This window comes from Bradyrhizobium sp. AUGA SZCCT0283 (assembly GCF_018130385.1).
Classification (GTDB): domain Bacteria; phylum Pseudomonadota; class Alphaproteobacteria; order Rhizobiales; family Xanthobacteraceae; genus Bradyrhizobium.
In genome coordinates, this window is record NZ_JAFCLU010000016.1 from 155,671 (window position 1) to 174,341 (window position 18,671).

The 18,671-nt window shown below is 63.8% G+C and carries 18 protein-coding genes and 1 pseudogene; 11 read left to right on the plus strand and 8 right to left on the minus strand.

Annotation, left to right across the window (positions count from 1 at the left end; translation table 11 throughout):
• Nucleotides 1–16: 16 nt before the first annotated feature.
• Entirely contained in the window at nucleotides 17–223 is a 207-nt protein-coding gene (locus JQ624_RS38655) for a hemin uptake protein HemP (RefSeq protein WP_249129982.1), read from the minus strand.
• Nucleotides 224–480: 257 nt separating this feature from the next.
• Between JQ624_RS38655 and JQ624_RS22355 the strand changes: the two genes are divergently transcribed.
• The 6 genes from JQ624_RS22355 (at nucleotide 481) to JQ624_RS22380 (ending at nucleotide 5,946) form a co-directional block, all read left to right on the plus strand.
• Nucleotides 481–2,829: a TonB-dependent hemoglobin/transferrin/lactoferrin family receptor gene (locus JQ624_RS22355; protein ID WP_212421048.1), complete on the plus strand. Its 2,349-nt coding sequence runs from the start codon at nucleotides 481–483 to the stop codon at nucleotides 2,827–2,829.
• A gap of 136 nt (nucleotides 2,830–2,965) precedes the next feature.
• Nucleotides 2,966–3,301, plus strand: coding sequence for an antibiotic biosynthesis monooxygenase (locus tag JQ624_RS22360; RefSeq protein WP_212421049.1), 336 nt, complete (start codon nucleotides 2,966–2,968; stop codon nucleotides 3,299–3,301).
• 13 nt (nucleotides 3,302–3,314) lie between these two features.
• Entirely contained in the window at nucleotides 3,315–3,830 is a 516-nt protein-coding gene (gene hutX / locus JQ624_RS22365) for a heme utilization cystosolic carrier protein HutX (RefSeq protein WP_212421050.1), read from the plus strand.
• A gap of 57 nt (nucleotides 3,831–3,887) precedes the next feature.
• Nucleotides 3,888–4,649 (plus strand): tonB-system energizer ExbB, encoded by a 762-nt coding sequence (gene exbB / locus JQ624_RS22370; protein ID WP_212421079.1) that lies wholly within the window; start codon nucleotides 3,888–3,890, stop codon nucleotides 4,647–4,649.
• An 18-nt stretch (nucleotides 4,650–4,667) separates the two neighbouring features.
• A complete protein-coding gene (gene exbD / locus JQ624_RS22375; RefSeq protein ID WP_212421051.1) occupies nucleotides 4,668–5,111 on the plus strand; it encodes a TonB system transport protein ExbD in 444 nt (147 codons plus the stop codon).
• 4 nt (nucleotides 5,112–5,115) lie between these two features.
• Nucleotides 5,116–5,946 carry an energy transducer TonB gene (locus tag JQ624_RS22380; RefSeq protein ID WP_212421052.1) on the plus strand — a complete coding sequence of 277 codons (831 nt, stop codon included), beginning with the start codon at nucleotides 5,116–5,118 and terminating at the stop codon, nucleotides 5,944–5,946.
• 46 nt (nucleotides 5,947–5,992) lie between these two features.
• Here JQ624_RS22380 and JQ624_RS22385 read toward each other — a convergent pair whose 3' ends face one another.
• A complete protein-coding gene (locus JQ624_RS22385) occupies nucleotides 5,993–7,036 on the minus strand; it encodes a C-terminal binding protein (protein WP_212421053.1) in 1,044 nt (347 codons plus the stop codon).
• Nucleotides 7,037–7,291: 255 nt separating this feature from the next.
• Here JQ624_RS22385 and JQ624_RS22390 point away from each other — a divergent pair, with 255 nt between their 5' ends.
• Nucleotides 7,292–8,977: a methyl-accepting chemotaxis protein gene (locus JQ624_RS22390; RefSeq protein WP_212421054.1), complete on the plus strand. Its 1,686-nt coding sequence runs from the start codon at nucleotides 7,292–7,294 to the stop codon at nucleotides 8,975–8,977.
• 923 nt (nucleotides 8,978–9,900) lie between these two features.
• Here the strand turns inward: JQ624_RS22390 and JQ624_RS22395 are convergent.
• Nucleotides 9,901–10,878, minus strand: a complete 978-nt coding sequence (locus JQ624_RS22395; protein WP_212421055.1) for a tripartite tricarboxylate transporter substrate binding protein — start codon at nucleotides 10,876–10,878, stop codon at nucleotides 9,901–9,903.
• 99 nt (nucleotides 10,879–10,977) lie between these two features.
• Nucleotides 10,978–11,916, minus strand: coding sequence for a DMT family transporter (locus JQ624_RS22400; RefSeq protein ID WP_212421056.1), 939 nt, complete (start codon nucleotides 11,914–11,916; stop codon nucleotides 10,978–10,980).
• Between the two features lie 94 nt (nucleotides 11,917–12,010).
• On the opposite strand from JQ624_RS22400, the gene JQ624_RS22405 reads away from it, so the two are divergent.
• A complete protein-coding gene (locus JQ624_RS22405; protein ID WP_212421057.1) occupies nucleotides 12,011–12,412 on the plus strand; it encodes a DUF1330 domain-containing protein in 402 nt (133 codons plus the stop codon).
• A 106-nt stretch (nucleotides 12,413–12,518) separates the two neighbouring features.
• Here the strand turns inward: JQ624_RS22405 and JQ624_RS22410 are convergent, their stop codons facing one another.
• From JQ624_RS22410 to JQ624_RS22420, 3 genes are all read right to left on the minus strand, one after another.
• The gene (locus JQ624_RS22410; RefSeq protein WP_212421080.1) at nucleotides 12,519–13,673 is read right to left on the minus strand and encodes an alpha-hydroxy acid oxidase; all 1,155 of its coding nucleotides are present in this window, start codon (nucleotides 13,671–13,673) and stop codon (nucleotides 12,519–12,521) included.
• A 105-nt stretch (nucleotides 13,674–13,778) separates the two neighbouring features.
• Entirely contained in the window at nucleotides 13,779–14,594 is an 816-nt protein-coding gene (locus JQ624_RS22415; RefSeq protein WP_212421058.1) for an MlaD family protein, read from the minus strand.
• 98 nt (nucleotides 14,595–14,692) lie between these two features.
• Complete coding sequence (locus JQ624_RS22420) at nucleotides 14,693–15,619, minus strand: DMT family transporter (protein WP_212421059.1); 927 nt, start codon at nucleotides 15,617–15,619, stop codon at nucleotides 14,693–14,695.
• Nucleotides 15,620–16,009: 390 nt separating this feature from the next.
• Here JQ624_RS22420 and JQ624_RS22425 point away from each other — a divergent pair, with 390 nt between their 5' ends.
• Nucleotides 16,010–16,168, plus strand: a complete 159-nt coding sequence (locus tag JQ624_RS22425; protein ID WP_212421060.1) for a hypothetical protein — start codon at nucleotides 16,010–16,012, stop codon at nucleotides 16,166–16,168.
• Between the two features lie 23 nt (nucleotides 16,169–16,191).
• On the opposite strand, the gene ybaK is transcribed toward JQ624_RS22425, so the two are convergent.
• Nucleotides 16,192–16,665 (minus strand): Cys-tRNA(Pro) deacylase, encoded by a 474-nt coding sequence (gene ybaK / locus JQ624_RS22430; RefSeq protein ID WP_212421061.1) that lies wholly within the window; start codon nucleotides 16,663–16,665, stop codon nucleotides 16,192–16,194.
• Between the two features lie 279 nt (nucleotides 16,666–16,944).
• Here ybaK and JQ624_RS22435 point away from each other — a divergent pair, with 279 nt between their 5' ends.
• Nucleotides 16,945–18,237, plus strand: coding sequence for an adenylosuccinate synthase (locus JQ624_RS22435; RefSeq protein ID WP_212421062.1), 1,293 nt, complete (start codon nucleotides 16,945–16,947; stop codon nucleotides 18,235–18,237).
• 37 nt (nucleotides 18,238–18,274) lie between these two features.
• Nucleotides 18,275–18,671, plus strand: a pseudogene (locus JQ624_RS22440) (hypothetical protein); the annotation flags it as partial.

Here is an 18,671-nt window from a genome sequence, read left to right on the forward strand (position 1 = left end):
CGGTTCACCTGGTCGGTCACTTGGTCAGGATCAGCTTGTTCTGCGACGTCAGCCGCAGGCGATAGTTGTCCTCGCCATGCGCGATGATGATTTCGCGCTCGCTCGCGAACAGCTCGCGGCTGTCGATACGGCTGCCGTTCATGGTGAGAAGGCGTGTCGCAGACGGCGCATTGTCGGCATGTCTTCCGGCGCCTCCGACATTATCTCCTGAAGGTGCCGTCATAGTTGCTGTTGTGTCCCCAATGTTTCCGACCAGCTGCTTGTATAATTCGATCGACGCGCAATCCAACTGCTGCACTTTACAATCGATATAAAGTGCGCCGTGCCGTTATTGACCGCTCCCGCAACGCGGCGTAACCAAGATGAACGCGATACGAGCGGGGGTGCCCGGTCGCGAAAATTGTTAGCCAGCAAGCAGCCGCTCATCTCAACGGCGCCCGCCAGCCAAACCCAAGAGACAGAACAACAGGTTGGGGCAGTATGGCTTTCGGGGCTAGGCATTCGCGCGCCTTGTTTTTCGGCGCGTCCGCATTTTCGTTCGCATTGGTGTCGTCAAGCGCAGCGTTCACGCAGGCGCTGGAAGCGGAGGCCGTCACGAGCCCTGCCGCGCAGAAGAAACAGAAGCAGGCCAAGCGCCAAGCCAAGCCGCAACAGGAAACGCAGGCGCCGGCGATGAATGCGCGGGCGCAGATTGGCGGCACGGCGGTGCAGTCGCTCGATACGATCACGGTGGCAGCGTCGAAAACCGAGGAGCGCGCGATCGACGCGCTGGCTCCCGTCAGCGTGGTGACGCTCGAGCAGATCCAGGGCCGGCAGCCGAACCGGCTGTCTGATATCTTCTACAACGTGCCAGGTGTTTCGTTCCAGGAGCGCGGCGACGATCCCTCGACCGTCATCAACATCCGCGGCCTGCAGGATTTCGGCCGCGTCGCGGTCGTCGTCGACGGCGCGCGGCAGAACTATCAGCGTACTGGCCACAATGCCAACGGCTCGTTCTTCCTCGATCCGGAGCTGGTCGGCGGCGTCGACGTGGTGCGCGGCCCGACTGCCAACATCTACGGCTCCGGCGCGATCGGCGGCGTGGTCTCGTTCCGCACCAAGGACATCAACGACGTGGTGCGCCCCGGCGAGCGCTGGGGCGTCGACATGACCGGCTCCTACGGCACCAACAATAATCGCGGCCTCGGCTCGATCTTCGGCGGCGTGCGCGCCGATCCCAATGTCGATGTGTTCGGCGGCGCGGTCTACCGCACGCAAGGCAATTACAAGGACGGCAACGGCACCGAGATCGGCAACACCGGCAACGAGATCGCAGCGGGCCTGATGAAGCTCACCGTTCGCCCTGCCGACGGCCACGAGATCAAGTTCGGCGCCATATTCCAAGATTACCAGTACAGCATCGGCCAGCTCAATCGCGGGCCGACGACGACCACCGCTCTGCGCGCGCTGAACCAGGGATCCTCGGTCTATGCCTCCGATGCCAAGAACTATACGGGGACGGTCACCTGGAAATACACCAAGCCGGGTGACAATCTCTGGGACTGGAATATGTCCCTCTACGGCAACCGCACCGACAACGATCAGACCAAGACCTATCACTACAGCACCAGCGCGCCGGCGAGCTGCAGCGGCGCGGCCGGCAACAACATTTCGGGCTGCGTCGGCGACAAGCGGGGCTATGTGCTCGATACGCTCGGGATCGACGTCAACAATACGACGCGGTTCAATGTTGGCGACTGGCGCAACGCGGTCACGCTGGGCTTCGACGCCTTCCAGGATGACGTGAAAACATCCGACGGCCGCGGCAATTCCAATATCACCACGCCCAGCGGCCTGCGCACCGTTTCCGGCGGCTTTGCGCAGTTGAAGCAGAACTATTCGACCTGGTTCGAGGCCGTCAGCGCGATCCGCTACGACCGTTACGATTTGGATTCGCCGACGGTGGCGACCGGTGGCGGTGGCGACCGCTTCTCGCCGAAGATCACCATCGGCGTGACGCTGGTGGCGGGCTTTACGCCCTATGTCAGCTATGCCGAAGGCTACCGTGCGCCTTCGATCACGGAGACGCTGATCTCCGGCGCGCATGCGACCGGCGGCGGTCCCGCATTCTTCCCGTGCCCGGACGGCACCACCGGTCTGTTCTGCTTTCTGCCCAATCCGAACCTGCGGCCGGAGGTCGGCAAGAACAAGGAAGCCGGCCTCAACCTGAAATATGACGGCATCTTCGCTGCCAACGACAGCTTCCGCGGCAAGTTCAATGTGTTTCGCAACGACGTTGAAGGCTATATCGATCTGGTTGCTTCGGCACCCATTCCTGTGCCGCCGTTCGGCTCGTTCTCACAGTACTACCAGTACCAGAACATTGCGCATGCCCGGATCGAAGGCTTCGAGGCCGAAACGATGTACGATGCCGGTCTGTGGTATGTCGGCGTTGCCGGCCACCTGATCCGCGGCAAGAACGTCGCGACCAATATCGGGCTTGCGACCATCACGCCGCGCAAGATCACCACGACCGGCGGCGTGCGGCTGCTCGACCGCAGGCTGATCCTGGCCGCGCAATGGTCCTCGTTCGGCGCCAACAACGACGTGCCCGCCGGCTATCTGCCCTCGACCGGGTATGAACTGGTCAATGTGTACCTGACCTGGAACGCGACCAGGGACATCGTCTTCTCGGCATCGATCGACAATCTGTTGAACCAGTATTACCGGCCTTACGCCATCCCCGGCAGTTCCACCGACGGCACCACGCAGAACGACGTGTTGTGGTCGAGCCCCGGACCGGGCAGGGTCTACAAGGCTGGCTTGAAGATTCACTTTGGCGGAGCGTAGTTCGACGAGCTGACCAACCAATAAAGTTGCACTGCACCGCGTTGATGCTCCAGCGCGGCTTCGGTGCATCCATGTTTCCAACCAACTCAAACGGTACGCCAGGCGCACCCCAGCAACCCAGCAAGGAGAGTTTGAAATGTTTATCGCTATGAACCGGTTCCAGGTGAAGATTGGCTCTGAAGCAGCCTTCGAGACCGTCTGGCGCACGCGCGAATCCTATCTCAGCAACATGGCCGGCTTCGTCGAGTTTCACCTGCTCAAGGGCCCTGTTGCCGAGGATCACACGCTGTATTCGTCGCATACGGTCTGGGCCGACAAGGCCGCGTTCGAAGCCTGGACCAAATCGGAAGAGTTCCGCCGCGCGCACGCCCGCGCCGACAACAAGACCGGTGAAAGCCTTTACCTCGGCCACCCCAAGTTCGAAGGATTCGAGGTGATCCTGAGCGAGCGCAAATCCAGCGCCGCCGCGTGACGGGGAGGGTGCGATGTTGAGCACGGACCTTGCCGGCCTCAAGGCCTATATGGCTGACAATCCGGGCGCTGTCATCGAGGACGTGGCGCGGGAGCGGAAAGTGAGCCCGCGCGCCGTGCTCGAGGCGCTGCCGGACACGATGGTGCGCCTCGGCCCCGGCAGCGAATTTGCCGCCGCGATGACCGACATCGCGCAATGGGGCGAGGTGACGCTGATCGTCCATACCGATGATGCGATCTTCGAATTCACCGGCAGCGTGCCCGCGGGCGAGATCGGCCGCGGCTATTTCAACCTGATGCAGCCGAAGGGGCTGCACGGCCATCTCCGGCATGAGCGTTGCGCCGCGATCGCCTTTGTCGAACGTCCCTTCATGGGCAAGTCGTCGGCCTTCATTGCGTTCGTCAATGTGGACGGCGGCATCATGTTCAAGGTGTTCGTCGGCCGCGACGAGACGCGCGCGCTGCGCTGCGACCAGCTGCAGCGCTTTCGTGCGTTGGCGGAAAGGATCGCGCCAGCGCGTGCGGCGTAGCCGATTCCCACATTGTCAGCCCGGGAGAAGATCATGCAGCGAACAGTGCTGGAAATTATGATCCGTTGGTGTGGCGCGGCCGGCGTGGCCGCCTTGCCGGGCACGGCGCTCGCCGCCACCGACGTCGCGCTGCTGCCGCGCAACCTGTCGCCCTGGAACATGTTTGTGAATGCCGACATCGTGGTGCAGGCGGTCATGGTGGGGCTCGCCATTGCTTCGTTGGTGACGTGGACGATCTGGCTTGCCAAGACCATTGAAGTCCGCCGCAAGACCGCGACCGCCAGGCGGCGCCTGAGCCTGCTGGAAACCGATACGGTACTGGCCAAGGCCGAGCAGGATACCCGCGGCGGCAACGATGCGGTGGCGCAGATCATCCAGTCCGCCGCGCGCGAGGCCAGCCTCTCCGGCGGTCATTTCGACGACGGCCTCATGGAGCGGGTGGCGCTGCGGCTGGAGCGGGTCGAGGCTGCGATGTCGCGGCAGATCGCGCGCGGCACCGGCGTGCTCGCGACCATCGGCGCCACCGCGCCGTTCGTCGGCCTGTTCGGAACGGTCTGGGGCATCATGAATTCGTTCGTCGGCATTTCCGAAGCCCACACCACCAACCTCGCCGTCGTCGCGCCCGGCATTGCGGAGGCGTTGCTTGCGACCGCGCTGGGTCTCGTGGCGGCGATCCCGGCGGTGGTGATCTACAACCATCTCACCCGCACGATATCGGCGCATCGCGCGCTGCTCGGCGACGCCTCGGCGATGGTGCTGCTTCTGATCAGCCGCGAGGGCGACCGTGGCTCGTTCCGCCTCGCGCGCGCCGCCGAGTAAGCGAGGGAGTGTGAAGCGATGGGCGCGAAGCTCGGTCAAGCAATCGGCGGACGGGCGCGCGGCGGCGGCGACGATCTTGTCGAGGCTTATGAGATCAACGTCACGCCGTTCATCGACGTGATGCTGGTGCTCCTGATCATCTTCATGGTCGCCGCCCCGCTCGCCACCGTCGATCTTGGTGTCGATCTCCCGGCGAGCGCGGTGGAGCCGCAGCCGCGCCCTGACAAGCCGGTGTTCGTCACGGTGAAGCCGGATCTTTCGGTCGCGGTGGGCGAGGATGTGATTGCCCGCGACACGCTGACCGCCACGCTCGATGGCGCCACGCAGGGCAAGAAGGACGAGCGCATCTATCTGCGCGCCGACAAGGCCGTCAGCTATGGCGACCTGATGGAGGTGATGAACCTGTTGCGTAACGCCGGCTATCTCAAGATCGCGCTGGTCGGCCTCGACGGCCGGAGCTAGCGCCGTGAACGCGTTCGCGCTGCACGATATCTCCGATCAGACCTCCGTCCGGCGCTGGGGAGCGTCGGCGACGGCGATCGTCGTCGCGCATGCGGCACTGATTGCGCTTGCCTTGAATTGGTACACGCAGCGGCCGGTGCCCGGCGTCTCCCTGCCTGCGATCATGGTCGACATGGCGCCGGTTTCCTCCGCGCCGCAACCGACGCAAATGGATCTCGCGCCGGGACCCGTCATGCAACAGGCCGATGCCTCGCCGCCGGAGCCCGCGGCTGCGGAAGCCGTGCAGGAACAGATCGCGCCGACCCCGCCGCAGGAAAAGCCGGAAATCGTAGCTCCATCGGAGCAGAAGACCGAGCCGACCTCGCCGAAACCCGAGCCTGCCAGGGTCGAGCCCGAGAAGAAGCCGTCACCCGTGAAGCCAAAGATTGTTCGCGCGGAGGCGAAGAAGCCGACCGACGCGCCGCCCGCGCCGCGAACGACGGCCTCGCCCAAGGCCGAGCGCCAGGCGCCGGCCGCGTCCGCCGTCAGCGCCGGAGCATCGGCGGCGGCCCTCGCCTCCTACCGGCAGATGGTCGCCGCGCACCTGCAACGCTTCAAGCAATACCCGCCCGCCGCCGAGTCCGCGGGCCAACAGGGCACCGCGCGGGTCAGCTTCACGCTCAGCCGAAGCGGTGGGGTGCTTTCCGTCGGCCTCGACGGCTCGTCAGGTCATTCGGCGCTGGATGCCGAGACGCTGGCAATGGTGCGCCGCGCCCAGCCGTTTCCCGCATTCCCTGAGGATGTGAAGCAGTCCTCGATGCCGTTCAGCGCGCCGGTGGCGTTCTATATTCGCTGAGGCGTTGAACCGCCGGTGAACGTCGTTCGAAACGTTTTCATCGTCTTCAGCTATTGGGGCCGCGATCCATGCTGACGGGCTGCCAGCGGCGGAGCGAGGTGTTTTGCAGCACCGACGGATTGACGCAGCTCACCGGCCACATCCCCTGCAGGACCAGTGACAATTCGTAGCCCACGCGGCGCTTGCGCGCCTCGTCAAAACGTGCCGATGCCGAGGCGACATGCGCGGTCAGGGTAACGTTTTCCATCGAAAGCATCGGGTTGTTGTGGGACGGCGGCTCCTTTTCCAGCACGTCGAGGGCGGCGTGGGCGATCCAGCCCTCCTGCAGCGCCTTGATCAGCGATTCCTCGTCCACCGTGGCGCCGCGGCCGGTATTGATGAAGACGGCGGATTTTTTCATCTGGCGGAAATGCTTCTCGGTGAGCATGTGATGCACCTCGGGCCGCGCCGGCGCATGCATCGAGACGAAGTCTGATTGCGACAGCACCTCGTTCAGCGTCGAGGGGATCACGCCGTGATCGTACATCAGCGTTTCCTGGATGAAGGGATCGTAGGCCATCATGCGCAAGCCAAAGGGCGCCGCGCGCTTGGCGACCGCACGCGCCACCCGGCCGAAGGAGATGAAGCCAAGCGTCTGGCCCATCAGCCGCGGGATCTTCAAGAGCGCCGGCCGGCCTTCCGACCAGCGGCCGGTGCGCACCATCCTGTCCTGCTCGACCAGTCTCCGGAACCCCGCCAGCAAGAGCATCATGGCGTGGTCGGCGACCTCCTCGATGAAGGTGTCGGGGATGTTGGTGACGGGAATGCCGCGGGCGGTGGCGGCCTTGACGTCGACCGAGTCAACGCCGACGGTGCCGAGCGTGATCACCTTGCAGTTCTCGAGGGCGTCGATGACCGTTTTCGTGATCGGCATGCCCTTGGCGTAGATCGCATCCGCAGTCTTCGCAGCAGCGATGAATTCCGCCTCGTTGGCCGGCGCCTCGATGATTTCGGCCCCAATCGGATCGAGCGCTTCCTTCTCATAATCGTAACCGCCGCCGGCGACCGTGAAGCTCGCGCCCTTCGGCGTCACCACCCTGTATTTCGGCATTTCCTGCTCTCCCGATTTTATTCTTCGGTGTTGGTTTGAAGCGGCGAACGCCGCCACTTTCTTGTGCGTGACTTCGTCTTTTACGCGACCTGATCGCTGCTAGCTACAATCGCCGGTTGCTGCCTCGAATCGAAGGCAGCGGTTTCCGACGGATTTCCGCTGGCCTTCGTAACAAAGCGCTAAAGGGTCTCACGATATTGTGCGCCGAATCAATCGGCCAATCGCGTGCCACGCGCCTATTTTCCGGAGATCCCCGTGAAGCTGACCAATCTGAAGATCACCCCCAAGCTCGGCATTCTGGTGGGTGTGACCCTGCTCGGCCTCTGCGCCGCCGGCGCACTCGCGGGCTATTTGATGCAGCGTGAGATGCTGAACGGCCGAATCGAGCAGACCAGGGCGATCGTCGACATGGCACGCAACATGGCGTTGGGCTTGCAGAAGCAGGTCGAGGCCGGCCAGATGACCAAGGAAGCCGCGATTGCCGAATTCAGCAAGCGCGGCAATACGCTGACCTTCGACAAGGGCGCCGGTTATGTGTTCGCCTATACGATGGATGGCGTTGCGGTGCTGGCGCCGGTTCCCTCGCAGATCGGCCAGAACCGCATGGACATCGACACCGGCGGCAGAAAACTCGTGCGCGAACTGCGCGACGGCATCGCGGCCAATGGCGAAATCATGTTGCGCTACGAATTCCGCAAACCCGGAGAGGAAGAGCTGATCCGCAAATTCTCCTACGCGGTTCCGATCCCCGGCTGGAACATGTTCGTCGGCACCGGCGCCTATCTCGACGATCTCGACGCCAAGATGAAGCCGATCGCGATGCTGCTCGGTCTTGCCATTCTCGGCATCGCGCTGGTTTCAGGCAGCATCGCCTGGATGATTGGCCGCAGTATCTCGAAGCCGCTCGGTCAGCTCGGCGCCCGCATGCAGGATCTGGCCGAGGGCCGGCTGGACGGCGAAATTCCCGGCATCGGCCGCGGCGACGAGATCGGCGCGATGGCCGCGACCGTCCAGATCTTCAAGGACAACGCCGTGCGTATCCGTGGGCTCGAACAGAAGGAAGCCGAGGTGCAGGCGCGCGCCGAGGCCGAGCGGCGGGCGGCGATGGAAAGCATCGCCAGCGACTTCGAACGCAGCGTGACCGGCATTGTTCGCTCGGTGTCGACGGCCGCCGCCGGCATGCAGACCACCGCGCAGTCCATGACCACCACCGCCAGCGACGCCAGCGCGCGGGCTGCGACCGTCGGCGCCGCATCGCAGCGTTCGTCCGACAACGTCGGCACGGTCGCCTCCGCCGCCGAAGAGCTCTCCAGCTCGGTGACCGAGATTTCCCGCCAGGTGGCGCGCTCCAGCGAGATCGCCAGCAAGGCGGTTAGCGACGCCGAACGCACCAACGCCACCGTCGGCGCGCTCTCGACCGGCGCCGAGAAGATCGGCGAAGTGGTCAAGCTGATCCATAGTATCGCAGCTCAGACCAATTTGCTCGCGCTCAACGCCACCATCGAGGCGGCGCGCGCCGGCGATTCCGGCCGCGGCTTCGCGGTGGTGGCGTCGGAAGTGAAGGCGCTCGCCAACCAGACCGCGAAGGCGACCGAGGAAATCTCGGCGCAGGTCGCGGCCATGCAGGCTTCCACCAGCGAAGCCGTGGCCTCGATCGGCGGCATCACCGAAACCATCTCGCAGATGAGCGAGATCACGGTTTCGATCTCGACCGCCGTCGAGCAGCAGGGCGGCGCCACCCGCGAGATCGCCCGCAACATTCAGTCGGTGGCGGCCGGATCGAACGAGATCTCTACCCATATCGGCGGCGTCACCACGGCGGCGGCGGCGACCGGCAAGGCGGCGTCCGAAGTGCTGGCCAACGCCCGCGAGCTCGACACCCAGTCCGGCATGCTGCGCAGCGCGGTCGACGAATTTTTGGGGAAGGTGCGGGCGGCGTAAGCGGCGGACCGTAGGGTGGACAAAGGCGCTCTTGCGCCATGCCCATCATCCATCCACGGATCGGAACGCAAATGGTGGGCACGCGGAGCCTGTCATCGGCGCGCATGCGCACGACCCGGTGGCTTTGCCTACCCTACGCGTGCTATTCACAGGGTAATCAGGCAACACAAATCTCCTCCACATCAAATCACAATCCAATAAACTGACTTCGTGAGAGATTTTATTTTTTGCGGTAGTTTTGCACTCCGATTGACAATGCGACCAAGGAAGATTTGCAGACATCGGCCGACTTCAGGCAGGGCAGCGTCGGCGCGATGACCGGGCAGTGACGCTGTCGCAAATCGTGCATCTAACCTTGCGCTGCAGGTTTGAACCGGACGCTAATTTTGACAAGCAGCGCCGGCTGATTGCCTGCGCACCGATCCCCTAACCCATATGGGTCGTGCGATGACTCGCACCGGGTTTCCGTGTTTTCGTCAACCCCAACGGGACACCGTGCGGCCTTCTCTGGGCGCGGATGATCGTCGCGAAGCACGTTGCGTAACGGAATGGAATGCGGCGATGAAGTACAAAGATCGTATTAGCGAACGCGAGTATCAGGACCGTCTCGAGACTTTGCTAAAGAACGCCCTCACCACGAATCTGCAGCCGCTGCGGTCACTCGAGACCGCAACCAAAAAGCGGAGAGCGCAGAAGAAGGCGGCAACCGATTCGGGGTTCACGAAATCAACGAAGAGGACTTCCGGCTAACGGTGCGCCCGGCCGCGCCCAACCAGTCCGGCGCGGCCACTTTGGCGTCGGGTGCGCCACGCCGTTAGCGATCGCTTTAATATGCATTGTGTATTGGATCGTCCGCCCCTGTGCGCAATTGCGCACTGGGCGGACGATGACGAGCTCGTTGCCGGCGTCGGGGTCGCTTCCTTTTACTGCTTCTCGATCCCTGCGCCCGCGATCAGCTTCTCCCACACCTTGAGCTGCACCTTGACGAAGGCGTCGAACTCTTCCGGTGTGCCGGAGAACGCTTCCATGCCGCGCTCGGCGAGCGCGCTCTTGATATCCGGCCGCTCGACGACCTTGCGGATTTCCGCGTTCAGCCTGGTGACGACATCCTTTGGCATATTGGCCGGGCCGAAATAGCCCTGCCACGAGGTGATGTCGAATCCCTTGACCGTATCATCCATGGTCGGGAGCTCGGGCAACAGCGCCGAGCGCTGCTTGGTCGTGACCGCCAGCGCCTTCAGCGCCTTGGCGTTGACGTGGGGCAGGCCGGTCGGGACGTCGATGAACATCATCGAGACGCGGCCGGCGATCAGATCGGTCAGCGCAGGCGGCGAGCTCTTGTAGGGAACGTGAAGCAGGTCGATGCCGGCGAGGCTGGCGAATGTCGCCCCCGATACGATCGCCGCAGAGCTGCCGCTGGCATAGGAGTACTTGCCGGGCTCTTTCTTTGCCAGCGCGATCAGTTCGGCCACTGAGTTCGCCGGGATATCCGGGTGGATCACCAGCATGAAGGGCAGGTCGCCGGTCCGCGCGACCGGAGTGAAATCCTTGACCGGGTCGTAGGTCATGTTCTTCATCAGATACGGATTGGCTGAATGCGGCGTGTTCGTCGACACCATCAGCGTGTAGCCATCCGGCGCGGAGCGGGCGACCTGGCTTGCCGCGAGCGAGCCGTTGGCGCCCGGCTTGTTCTCGATCACGATGCCGACGCCGAGCGCGGTGCCGAGCTCCTTCGAGATGATGCGCGTCGTGGTGTCGGTGCCGCTGCCGGCGGCGAACGGCAGCACCAGCGTGATGTTGCGGTTCGGATAGGGCGCCTGCGCGGACGCAGTGGCGATCATCGCCAGCATCAGGGGAGCCACTGCGGCGACGCGCCGGTACCGCTTCAAAGTTGCGAACATATAGTCGTTTCCTCGGTTGTTCTTATGTTGAATTGGCCGGCACGCTAGCCTGCCGGGGACAAAAGTGGAAGCCGGTAAGACGCTACGCCGCAGGCTGGCTCAAGCCTTCTTTGCCGAGGCCCGCCTGGACGCGATCACCACGCCAGCCAGCACCAGCGCATAGCCCACCAGATGGAATAACCGCAATTGCTCGCCGAGCAGCAGGATCGCCATCGCCGAGCCGAACACCGGCACCAAATGAAAGAACGGCGCCGCACGATTGGGTCCGATCAGCGCCAGCCCGCGGTTGAAGAACAGATAGGCCAGCGTCGAGGGAAAGATCACGGCATAGCCCAGCGTCGCCATCGAGATGAAGTCGAACTTCAGCGTGACGCCGGTCGAATATTCCCAGATCGAGAACGGCAGCAGCATCAGCGCGCCGCAGCAGGTGGTGAATGAAATCAGCGACAGCGCGTGCGTCACCGGCCGGCGCGGGATCAGCGCCGAATACAGTCCGAACGACACCAGCGAGCTGGCAAACATCAGGTCGCCCCGGTTGAAGCTGATGCTGGCGAGCGCGCCAAAATCGCCGCGCAGGATGATAGTCAAGACGCCCGCGAGCGAGATGGTGATGCCGGCCAATTGCGCACCCGTCAGGCGGATGCCGAACAGCGCCAGCGACCACAGCGCGACAAACAGCGGTCCGGCCGACTGGATCAAAAGCGCGTTCAGTGCCTCGGTATATTGCAGGGCCCAGTAGGAGATCGCATTGTTGTAGGCGAACCCGACCAGCGACAGGAACAGCATCATCGGCAGATGGGCCCGCAGCACCGGCCAGTCCTGCTTCAGATGCGGCCAGGCAAAGGGCAGCAGGATCAGAAAGGTGCCGATCCAGCGGACGCAGGACAGCGTCAAGGGCGGCACGTGGCCGGCGACATGGCGCGCCAGCACGATGTTGCCGGCCCAGAACAGCGAGGTCAGGGTCAGCAGCAAATAAGGCTGGTTGTTCAGCCACCGAACCGGATCGAGGGCAGGCGGCGCTGGTGCGGGCTGGGTCATGGTCGCGAGTCGGGATAGGGCCGCATTTTCCGCCGCACGACAAGTCCCGTGCATGCAATGCTACAATGTCCGGAATTGTCGCGAGGTGCCGTCGATGGGTGTGGATTTGCTGAACGTGAAGGGCTTGCAGGAGCTCGACCAGAAGGCGCCGGTGGTGATGGTGAACCTGATGCGGTTTCGCGAGCGTTCGCTCGACGGCGATGGCTCGGGCTGGGATGCCTACCTGCGCTACAGCGCGCTCACCGTGCCGATGATCAAGGCGCGCGGCGGCACGCTGCTATGGACCGGCGACGCCAAGGCGGTCGCGCTGGGGCGGCAAGACGGCAATCAGTGGGACTATCTGGCGCTGGTTTACTATCCGACCGTCGCCGCCTTCACCGACATGATGACGTCGAAAGACTACGAGCGGCGCTGCGATCCGCACCGCACCAACGGCTGCGCCGAGCACGTCATCATCGCGACCAGCGAAGCCTACAGCAAGTTCAAGATCGGATAGGGACCGTCGTTGCGAGGAGCGAAGCGACGAAGCAATCCATTCTTTCTTTGCTCGAAAAGAACGGATTGCTTCGCTTCGCTCGCAATGAAGTGGTGAGACCTTCGACTTAAAACTTCCGCACCAAATCCGGCGTGATCTCGCTGATCGAGCGAATACCAAGCAGCGCGAGGTCGCGGTCGATCTCGGCCTGGAGCAGCGTGATGGCGCGCTGCACGCCGGCTTCGCCGCCGGCGATCGCGGCATAGAGGAAGGGACGGCCGATCCAGACGAAATGCGCGCCGAGCGCCAGCGCCTTGATCACGTCGGTGCCGCGGCGGATGCCACTATCGACCATGATTGTCATGCCCTTTGCTTCGGCCGCGATCTCCGGCAGCGTGCGCAGGCCCGACATGGTGTAGTCGAGCTGGCGGCCGCCATGGTTGGACAGCATCACGCCGTCGACGCCGCTCTCGCGCGCCATGCGCGCATCCGCCGGCGAGACCAGTCCCTTGACGACGAGCTTGCCCTTCCAGCGTTTGCGGATCAGTTCGACATGCTTCCAGGCGAGCTGGTCGCGATGGCCGATATTGCGCATCAGGTTTTTCGCCAGCACCGGCGGGCCGCGTTTGGCGTCCATGTTCTCGAAATGCGGCATGCCGAAATTTATCAATGTGCGGGCCCAGGTGCCGAACAGCCAGTACGGATGCGTGACCGTATCCCAGAACACGCGCGGCGTGATTGCGAGCGGCACCTGAAAGCCGTTGCGGATGTTGTTCTCGCGGTTCGGCTGCACCGGGACGTCGGCGGTGACGACGAAGGTGTCATAGCCGGCCGCCGCCACGCGGTCGATCAGCGGCTCGATCCGCTCGGGCAAGCCGGCGAGATAGGCCTGATACCACGCGGCCTGATTGGCGGCGCGCACATCCTCCAGCGTGATCAGCGACGAGGCGCTGAGAATCATCGGCACGTTTTCGGCTTTCGCCGCCTTCGTCAGCACGATATCGCCGCGATAGGCGCACAGCGCCGAAGAGCCCATCGGGGGAATGCCGAACGGCGAGGCATAGGTCTTGCCGAACAGCGTGGTGGTCTGGTCGCGGCCGGAGACGTCGTTGAGCACGCGCGGCACGAAGCCGTATTCGTCGAAGGCCTTGCGGTTGTCGCGCAGCGCGGCGTCGGTCTCGACGCCGCCGGAGATGTAGCCGTAGAGGAATTTCGGAATCCGGCGCCGCGCCACAGGCTCGAAATCGTCGAGCGAGAGATATTTTCGCAAAGCCCGCGGCACCGCGCTCCGGGCGCGGGTCACGGTCGGGGGCGGCGCAATCAGGCTTGCGGATTTGTCGAGCACGTCGGGCGTTCCATTTTTTTTGGTTGTTGTGCGAAAGGCAGGTTAGCGCCGGGGAGGCGGCCCGCCAAATTTCTGGCCGGCCTTGTTGACGGACGCGCTGACGTCGCCGAGCATCTTTCGCGTCTCGGCGATCAATTGCCCGGATTTCTTGTCGAAACTTTCGATCAGCTCGCGCATCGAGATCACGGTCGGCAGCAATTCGCCGCCATATTTGTCGCTGGCGAGCCCGCCGAGGAAATCCTTGGTCTTGGTCAGCGCGCCATCGACCGCGTTGATGCCGGATTCGGCGGTCGAGATGATGCTGGTGATCCTCTCGCCATTGCCGGACAGCGAGGCGGTGAACGTCTCGAAATTCCGCAGCGTATCCTTGATCGCCACCTCATTGTCGGCGATCACCCTGTCGACGTTGCGCAGCGCCGCGCGGATCTTTTCCTGGGTGTTGAGCGTGCCGTCCGGGTCGGCGGTCAGCTCGGGGACGCCGTCCGGGCCCTTTGGCGGCGACGGCGCCTCGTCCGATCCGCCGGTGAAGGAGATCGCCGCAATGCCCGTCAGCCCCTGAAACTCGAGGCCGACCTGGGTATCGCTTTTCACCGGCGTGTTGCCGTCGATCATGGCAAGCGCGACGACGCGGCGCGGATGGTCGAGCTTGAGCGACACCACTTCGCCGACCCGGATGCCGGCGAAATTCACGCTGCCGCCCTTGCGCAGGCCGGACGCCGAGCCTTCGAAGATCACGCGGAACGGCACCTTCTGCTTGATGCCGGCGAGCTTCTGATAGCCGAGGAACGCACCAAGCGACCCGCCGATCATTGCCAGGGTCAGGGTGCCGATCATCAGATTGCTGGCGCGCGCTCTCATCGAAAAATCCAAACGAAGCAGGGCCAAGAGATAACGGATTTAGCCCGTTAAGTCACCGCGAGTCCCTTAACCTCGCCCCGCCTGCGGGAGATAGAACGCTACGCGGACGCCTTTCGCGACGCCACAAATACCCCGGTCAGCACCAGCGCGAAGCCGATGAAGTGGAACGCTTGCGGGTGCTCGCCGAGGAAGACGATCGACATGATGGTTCCGAACACCGGCACCACGTGGAAGAACGGTGCGGCGCGGTTGGCGCCGATCAGCTGCACGCCGCGATTGAAGCAGAGATAGGCGATCGTCGAGGGAAACAGCGCGACATAGAACAGCGTCAAGAGGTTCGCCGCATCGATCTGCATCGGCGGCCGCGCGAACAGTTCCCAGATGAACAACGGGATCAGGCAGGCCGCGCCGGCCCCGAAGGTGAAGGCGACGAACGACAGGCCGTGGATAGCAGGGCGTTTTAGCGACAGTACCGAATAGATCCCGAAGATCGCCAGCGCCACGATGAAGATCAGGTCGCCGATATTGAAGTCGATCTTCGACAACGTGGTGAGGTCGCCATGCAGCAGGATCACGAGCACGCCGGCCATCGACAGCAGGACGCCTGCGGCTTGCGCCAGCGTCAGCCGTACCCCGAGCAGCACCAGCGACCACACCGCGACCACCAGCGGGCCTGCCGACTGCAACAACAGCGTGTTCAGCGCCTGGGTGTGCTCGAGCGCCCAGTATTGCAGGGTGTTGAAGGCGCCGATGCCGGTGATGGAGAGCAGGATCATGATGCCGAGGCGGCTGCGGATCGCGCCCCAGTCGCGGACCAGATGCTTCCAGGCAAACGGCAGGATGATCAGGAACGCGAACGACCAGCGCAGGAACGAAAGCGTCACCGGCGCGATATGGCCGGCGGCCAGCCTTCCTACGATGGCGTTGCCGGCCCAGCACAGCGCCGTGATGCTGAGCAGCAGATAAGGCTGGTTGGCGAGCCAGTTCCCGGATCGGGCGGATGAAGTCTGTTCGGAAGCCGTCATTTAAAGGTAAGGCCCGGTTCATGGCGCCGCGGCCCGCCCGGCCGACGTCGCCGGGCCGGAATGTGGCCCGGCTCCTGTCACAGACACGGATTTGCGGCGCGCATCAATGGCGCCGGACGCATCGCGACCATGCAGCCTGCCTTTGTTTGTTCCTTGTCTGTTGTTTGGGGTTGCCAGCGGGCAGACGAATATGCAATCAAAGGACGATTGATTCATGCGACCCAACCTTTGTTTGTTTTTTGAGGTCGCATGAGGTTTTTCCGGGGTATTTTCAGTATCGGGCGTTCGATCGTTGGGACCACGGGTTTGCGGGCGGCTGTGTTTTCGGCAGCTCCCTTGTCCGTGAGGTCGAATTTCTAGAGATGATGGGTCATTCCTTTGAACAAGCCGATGTCGGCCGAAGAAGCCGAAACGCGTCACCAGTTTGCCGTTCGCGCCAATTCTATTCTGGCGTTCATCGAATGCGATGAGGAGCAGCGCCCGAAACTGCGCAAGGCCATCATCGAGGCGATGCTATGGGCACAGACGCAGCCCAAACTTACCAGGTAGGGCCCAGCCGACGCGAAGGCCGCTCACGCCACGAGTGCGCGGGCGATCGCGCCCACAGCCTTCACGGCGTCTTGGGGAGCGAGTTCGACCTGCAAGCCGCGCTGCCCGCCATTGAGGAACACGCTGGCATGGCCGAGCGCGCCTTCCTCGATCGCGACCGGCACGCGCTTCTTCTGCCCGAACGGCGAGATGCCGCCGACATGGTAGCCGGTCAGCCGTTCGGCATCCGCCGGCCGCATCATCCTCGCCGCCTTGGCCCCGAAGGCACCTGCGAGTTTTTTCATGCTGACCTCGCAGTCCGACGGCACCACGGCGCAGACCGGCTTGCCGTCGACCTCGGCCATCAGCGTCTTGAGCACGCGCGCAGGCTCAACGCCCAGCGCTTCCGCCGCCTGCAGCCCGATGCTCGCCGCATCCGGGTCGTAGTCGTAGGCATGCAGGGTGAATTTCACGCCAAGCTTTTCCAGCGACTGGGTTGCACGGGTGGTTTTCGACATGGCCTTTCCGTCATTGCCGGATGTTAATGCGTCCCGCCCCCAGGTGGAACAAATTTTCCGGGGATATCAATGGGTTGGATGCGTTCTAAGGTCCCCTTGAAGATGCCTTCTTGCTTGCCTAGAGCAGCCGCTTCCTTTATCCGGTGGGGCTGCCTCGCATGCGAACGGCCCCGGCCGTGATTTTGGCTGGGCAAGCTAGCGCATGATCCGGAAAAGTGGAGACCGGTTTTCCGGAAAGGTCATGCTGGGACCACCAGAATTGCAGGGAACGCATTAGATATGGCCAATGTTGTCGTCGTCGGCGCCCAATGGGGCGACGAGGGGAAGGGCAAGATCGTCGACTGGTTGTCGGAGCAGGCCGATATCGTCGTGCGCTTCCAGGGCGGCCACAATGCCGGCCATACACTCGTCATCAATGGCGAGACCTACAAGCTGGCGCTGCTGCCCTCCGGCGTGCTGCGGCCCTCGAAGCTGGCCGTGATCGGCAATGGCGTGGTGTTCGATCCGCAGGCCTTCCTCGACGAGGTTGCAAAACTGATGGGCCAGGGCGTCGCCATCAGCCCAGACAATCTGCGCGTCGCCGAAAACGTCACGCTGATCCTGCCGCTGCACCGCGAGCTCGATGCGCTGCGCGAATCCTCTAACTCGGCAACGGCGATCGGCACCACGCGCCGCGGCATCGGCCCGGCCTATGAGGACAAGGTCGGCCGCCGCGCCATCCGCCTGATGGACCTCGCCGACCTCGACACGCTGCCGCACAAGATCGACCGTCTGCTGGCGCATCACAACGCGCTACGCCGCGGGCTCAATCTGGAGGAGATCGACGGCGACGGGATACTGAAGGAGCTCACCGCGCTGGCGCCAAAACTGCTGCCCTACACCGAGACGGTGTGGCGGCTGCTCGACATCAAACGCCGCGAGGGCAAGCGCATCCTGTTCGAAGGCGCGCAGGGTGCGCTGCTGGACGTGGATCACGGTACCTATCCTTACGTCACCTCGTCCAACACCGTGGCGGCGCAAGCGGCGACCGGCTCCGGCCTGGGACCGGCCTCCGTCGGTTACGTGCTAGGCATCTGCAAGGCCTATACGACCCGGGTCGGGCAGGGTCCGTTCCCGACCGAGCAGGACAACGAGATCGGCCGCAAGATCGGCGAGCGTGGCCGCGAATTCGGCACCAACACCGGCCGCCCGCGGCGCTGCGGCTGGTTTGACGCGGTGCTGGTGCGCCAGGCGGCGCGGACCTGCGGCATCACCGGGCTCGCACTTACAAAACTCGACATTCTCGACGGCTTCGACACCATCGAGGTCTGCACCGGCTACATGCTTGACGGCAAGGAAATCGACCATCTGCCGGCGGGCGAGGGCGCCCAGGCCCGGGTGGTGCCCATTTATGAGACGATCGAAGGCTGGAAGGAGCCGACGGCCAACGCCCGTTCCTGGGCGGATCTGCCGGCCCAGGCGATCAAATATGTCCGCCGGGTCGAGGAACTCGTGGGTTGTCCGATTGCATTGCTTTCCACCAGCCCCGAACGCGAGGATACTATTCTGGTACAGAACCCGTTCGAGGCTTAACGAGATGTTACCAACGGGCCTGCAGTATTGAAGAGAAATGGCTGATTATTACCCGCTGATCGCGCGCGCTATCGCCGGCCTGGACCCCAATGCTCCAGGCGAGAGCCGCCGTGCGCTCTATGAGCGGGCTCGCACCGCGCTGATCGCGCAGTTGCGCAGCGTTCAGCCGCCGCTTTCCGAATCCGAAATCACCCGCGAGCGGCTCTCGCTGGAAGAGGCCGTGCGCAAGGTCGAATCGGAAGCCGCCCAGCGCGCTCGCGAGGCCTCGCGGCCGGGCGGCGGCAGCAGTGCCCCGCGCGGCGGCGACGCTTTCCGCCGCGCCAATGCCCGCCCGCCGGAATCCGCGGGCCCTCCGGGCGCGCCGCCCGGTCCGCCGCGGCAGCGTCCGTCTCAGGCCCCCTCGCGCGAGGCCCGTCCGCCGCTTGGCCAGGATG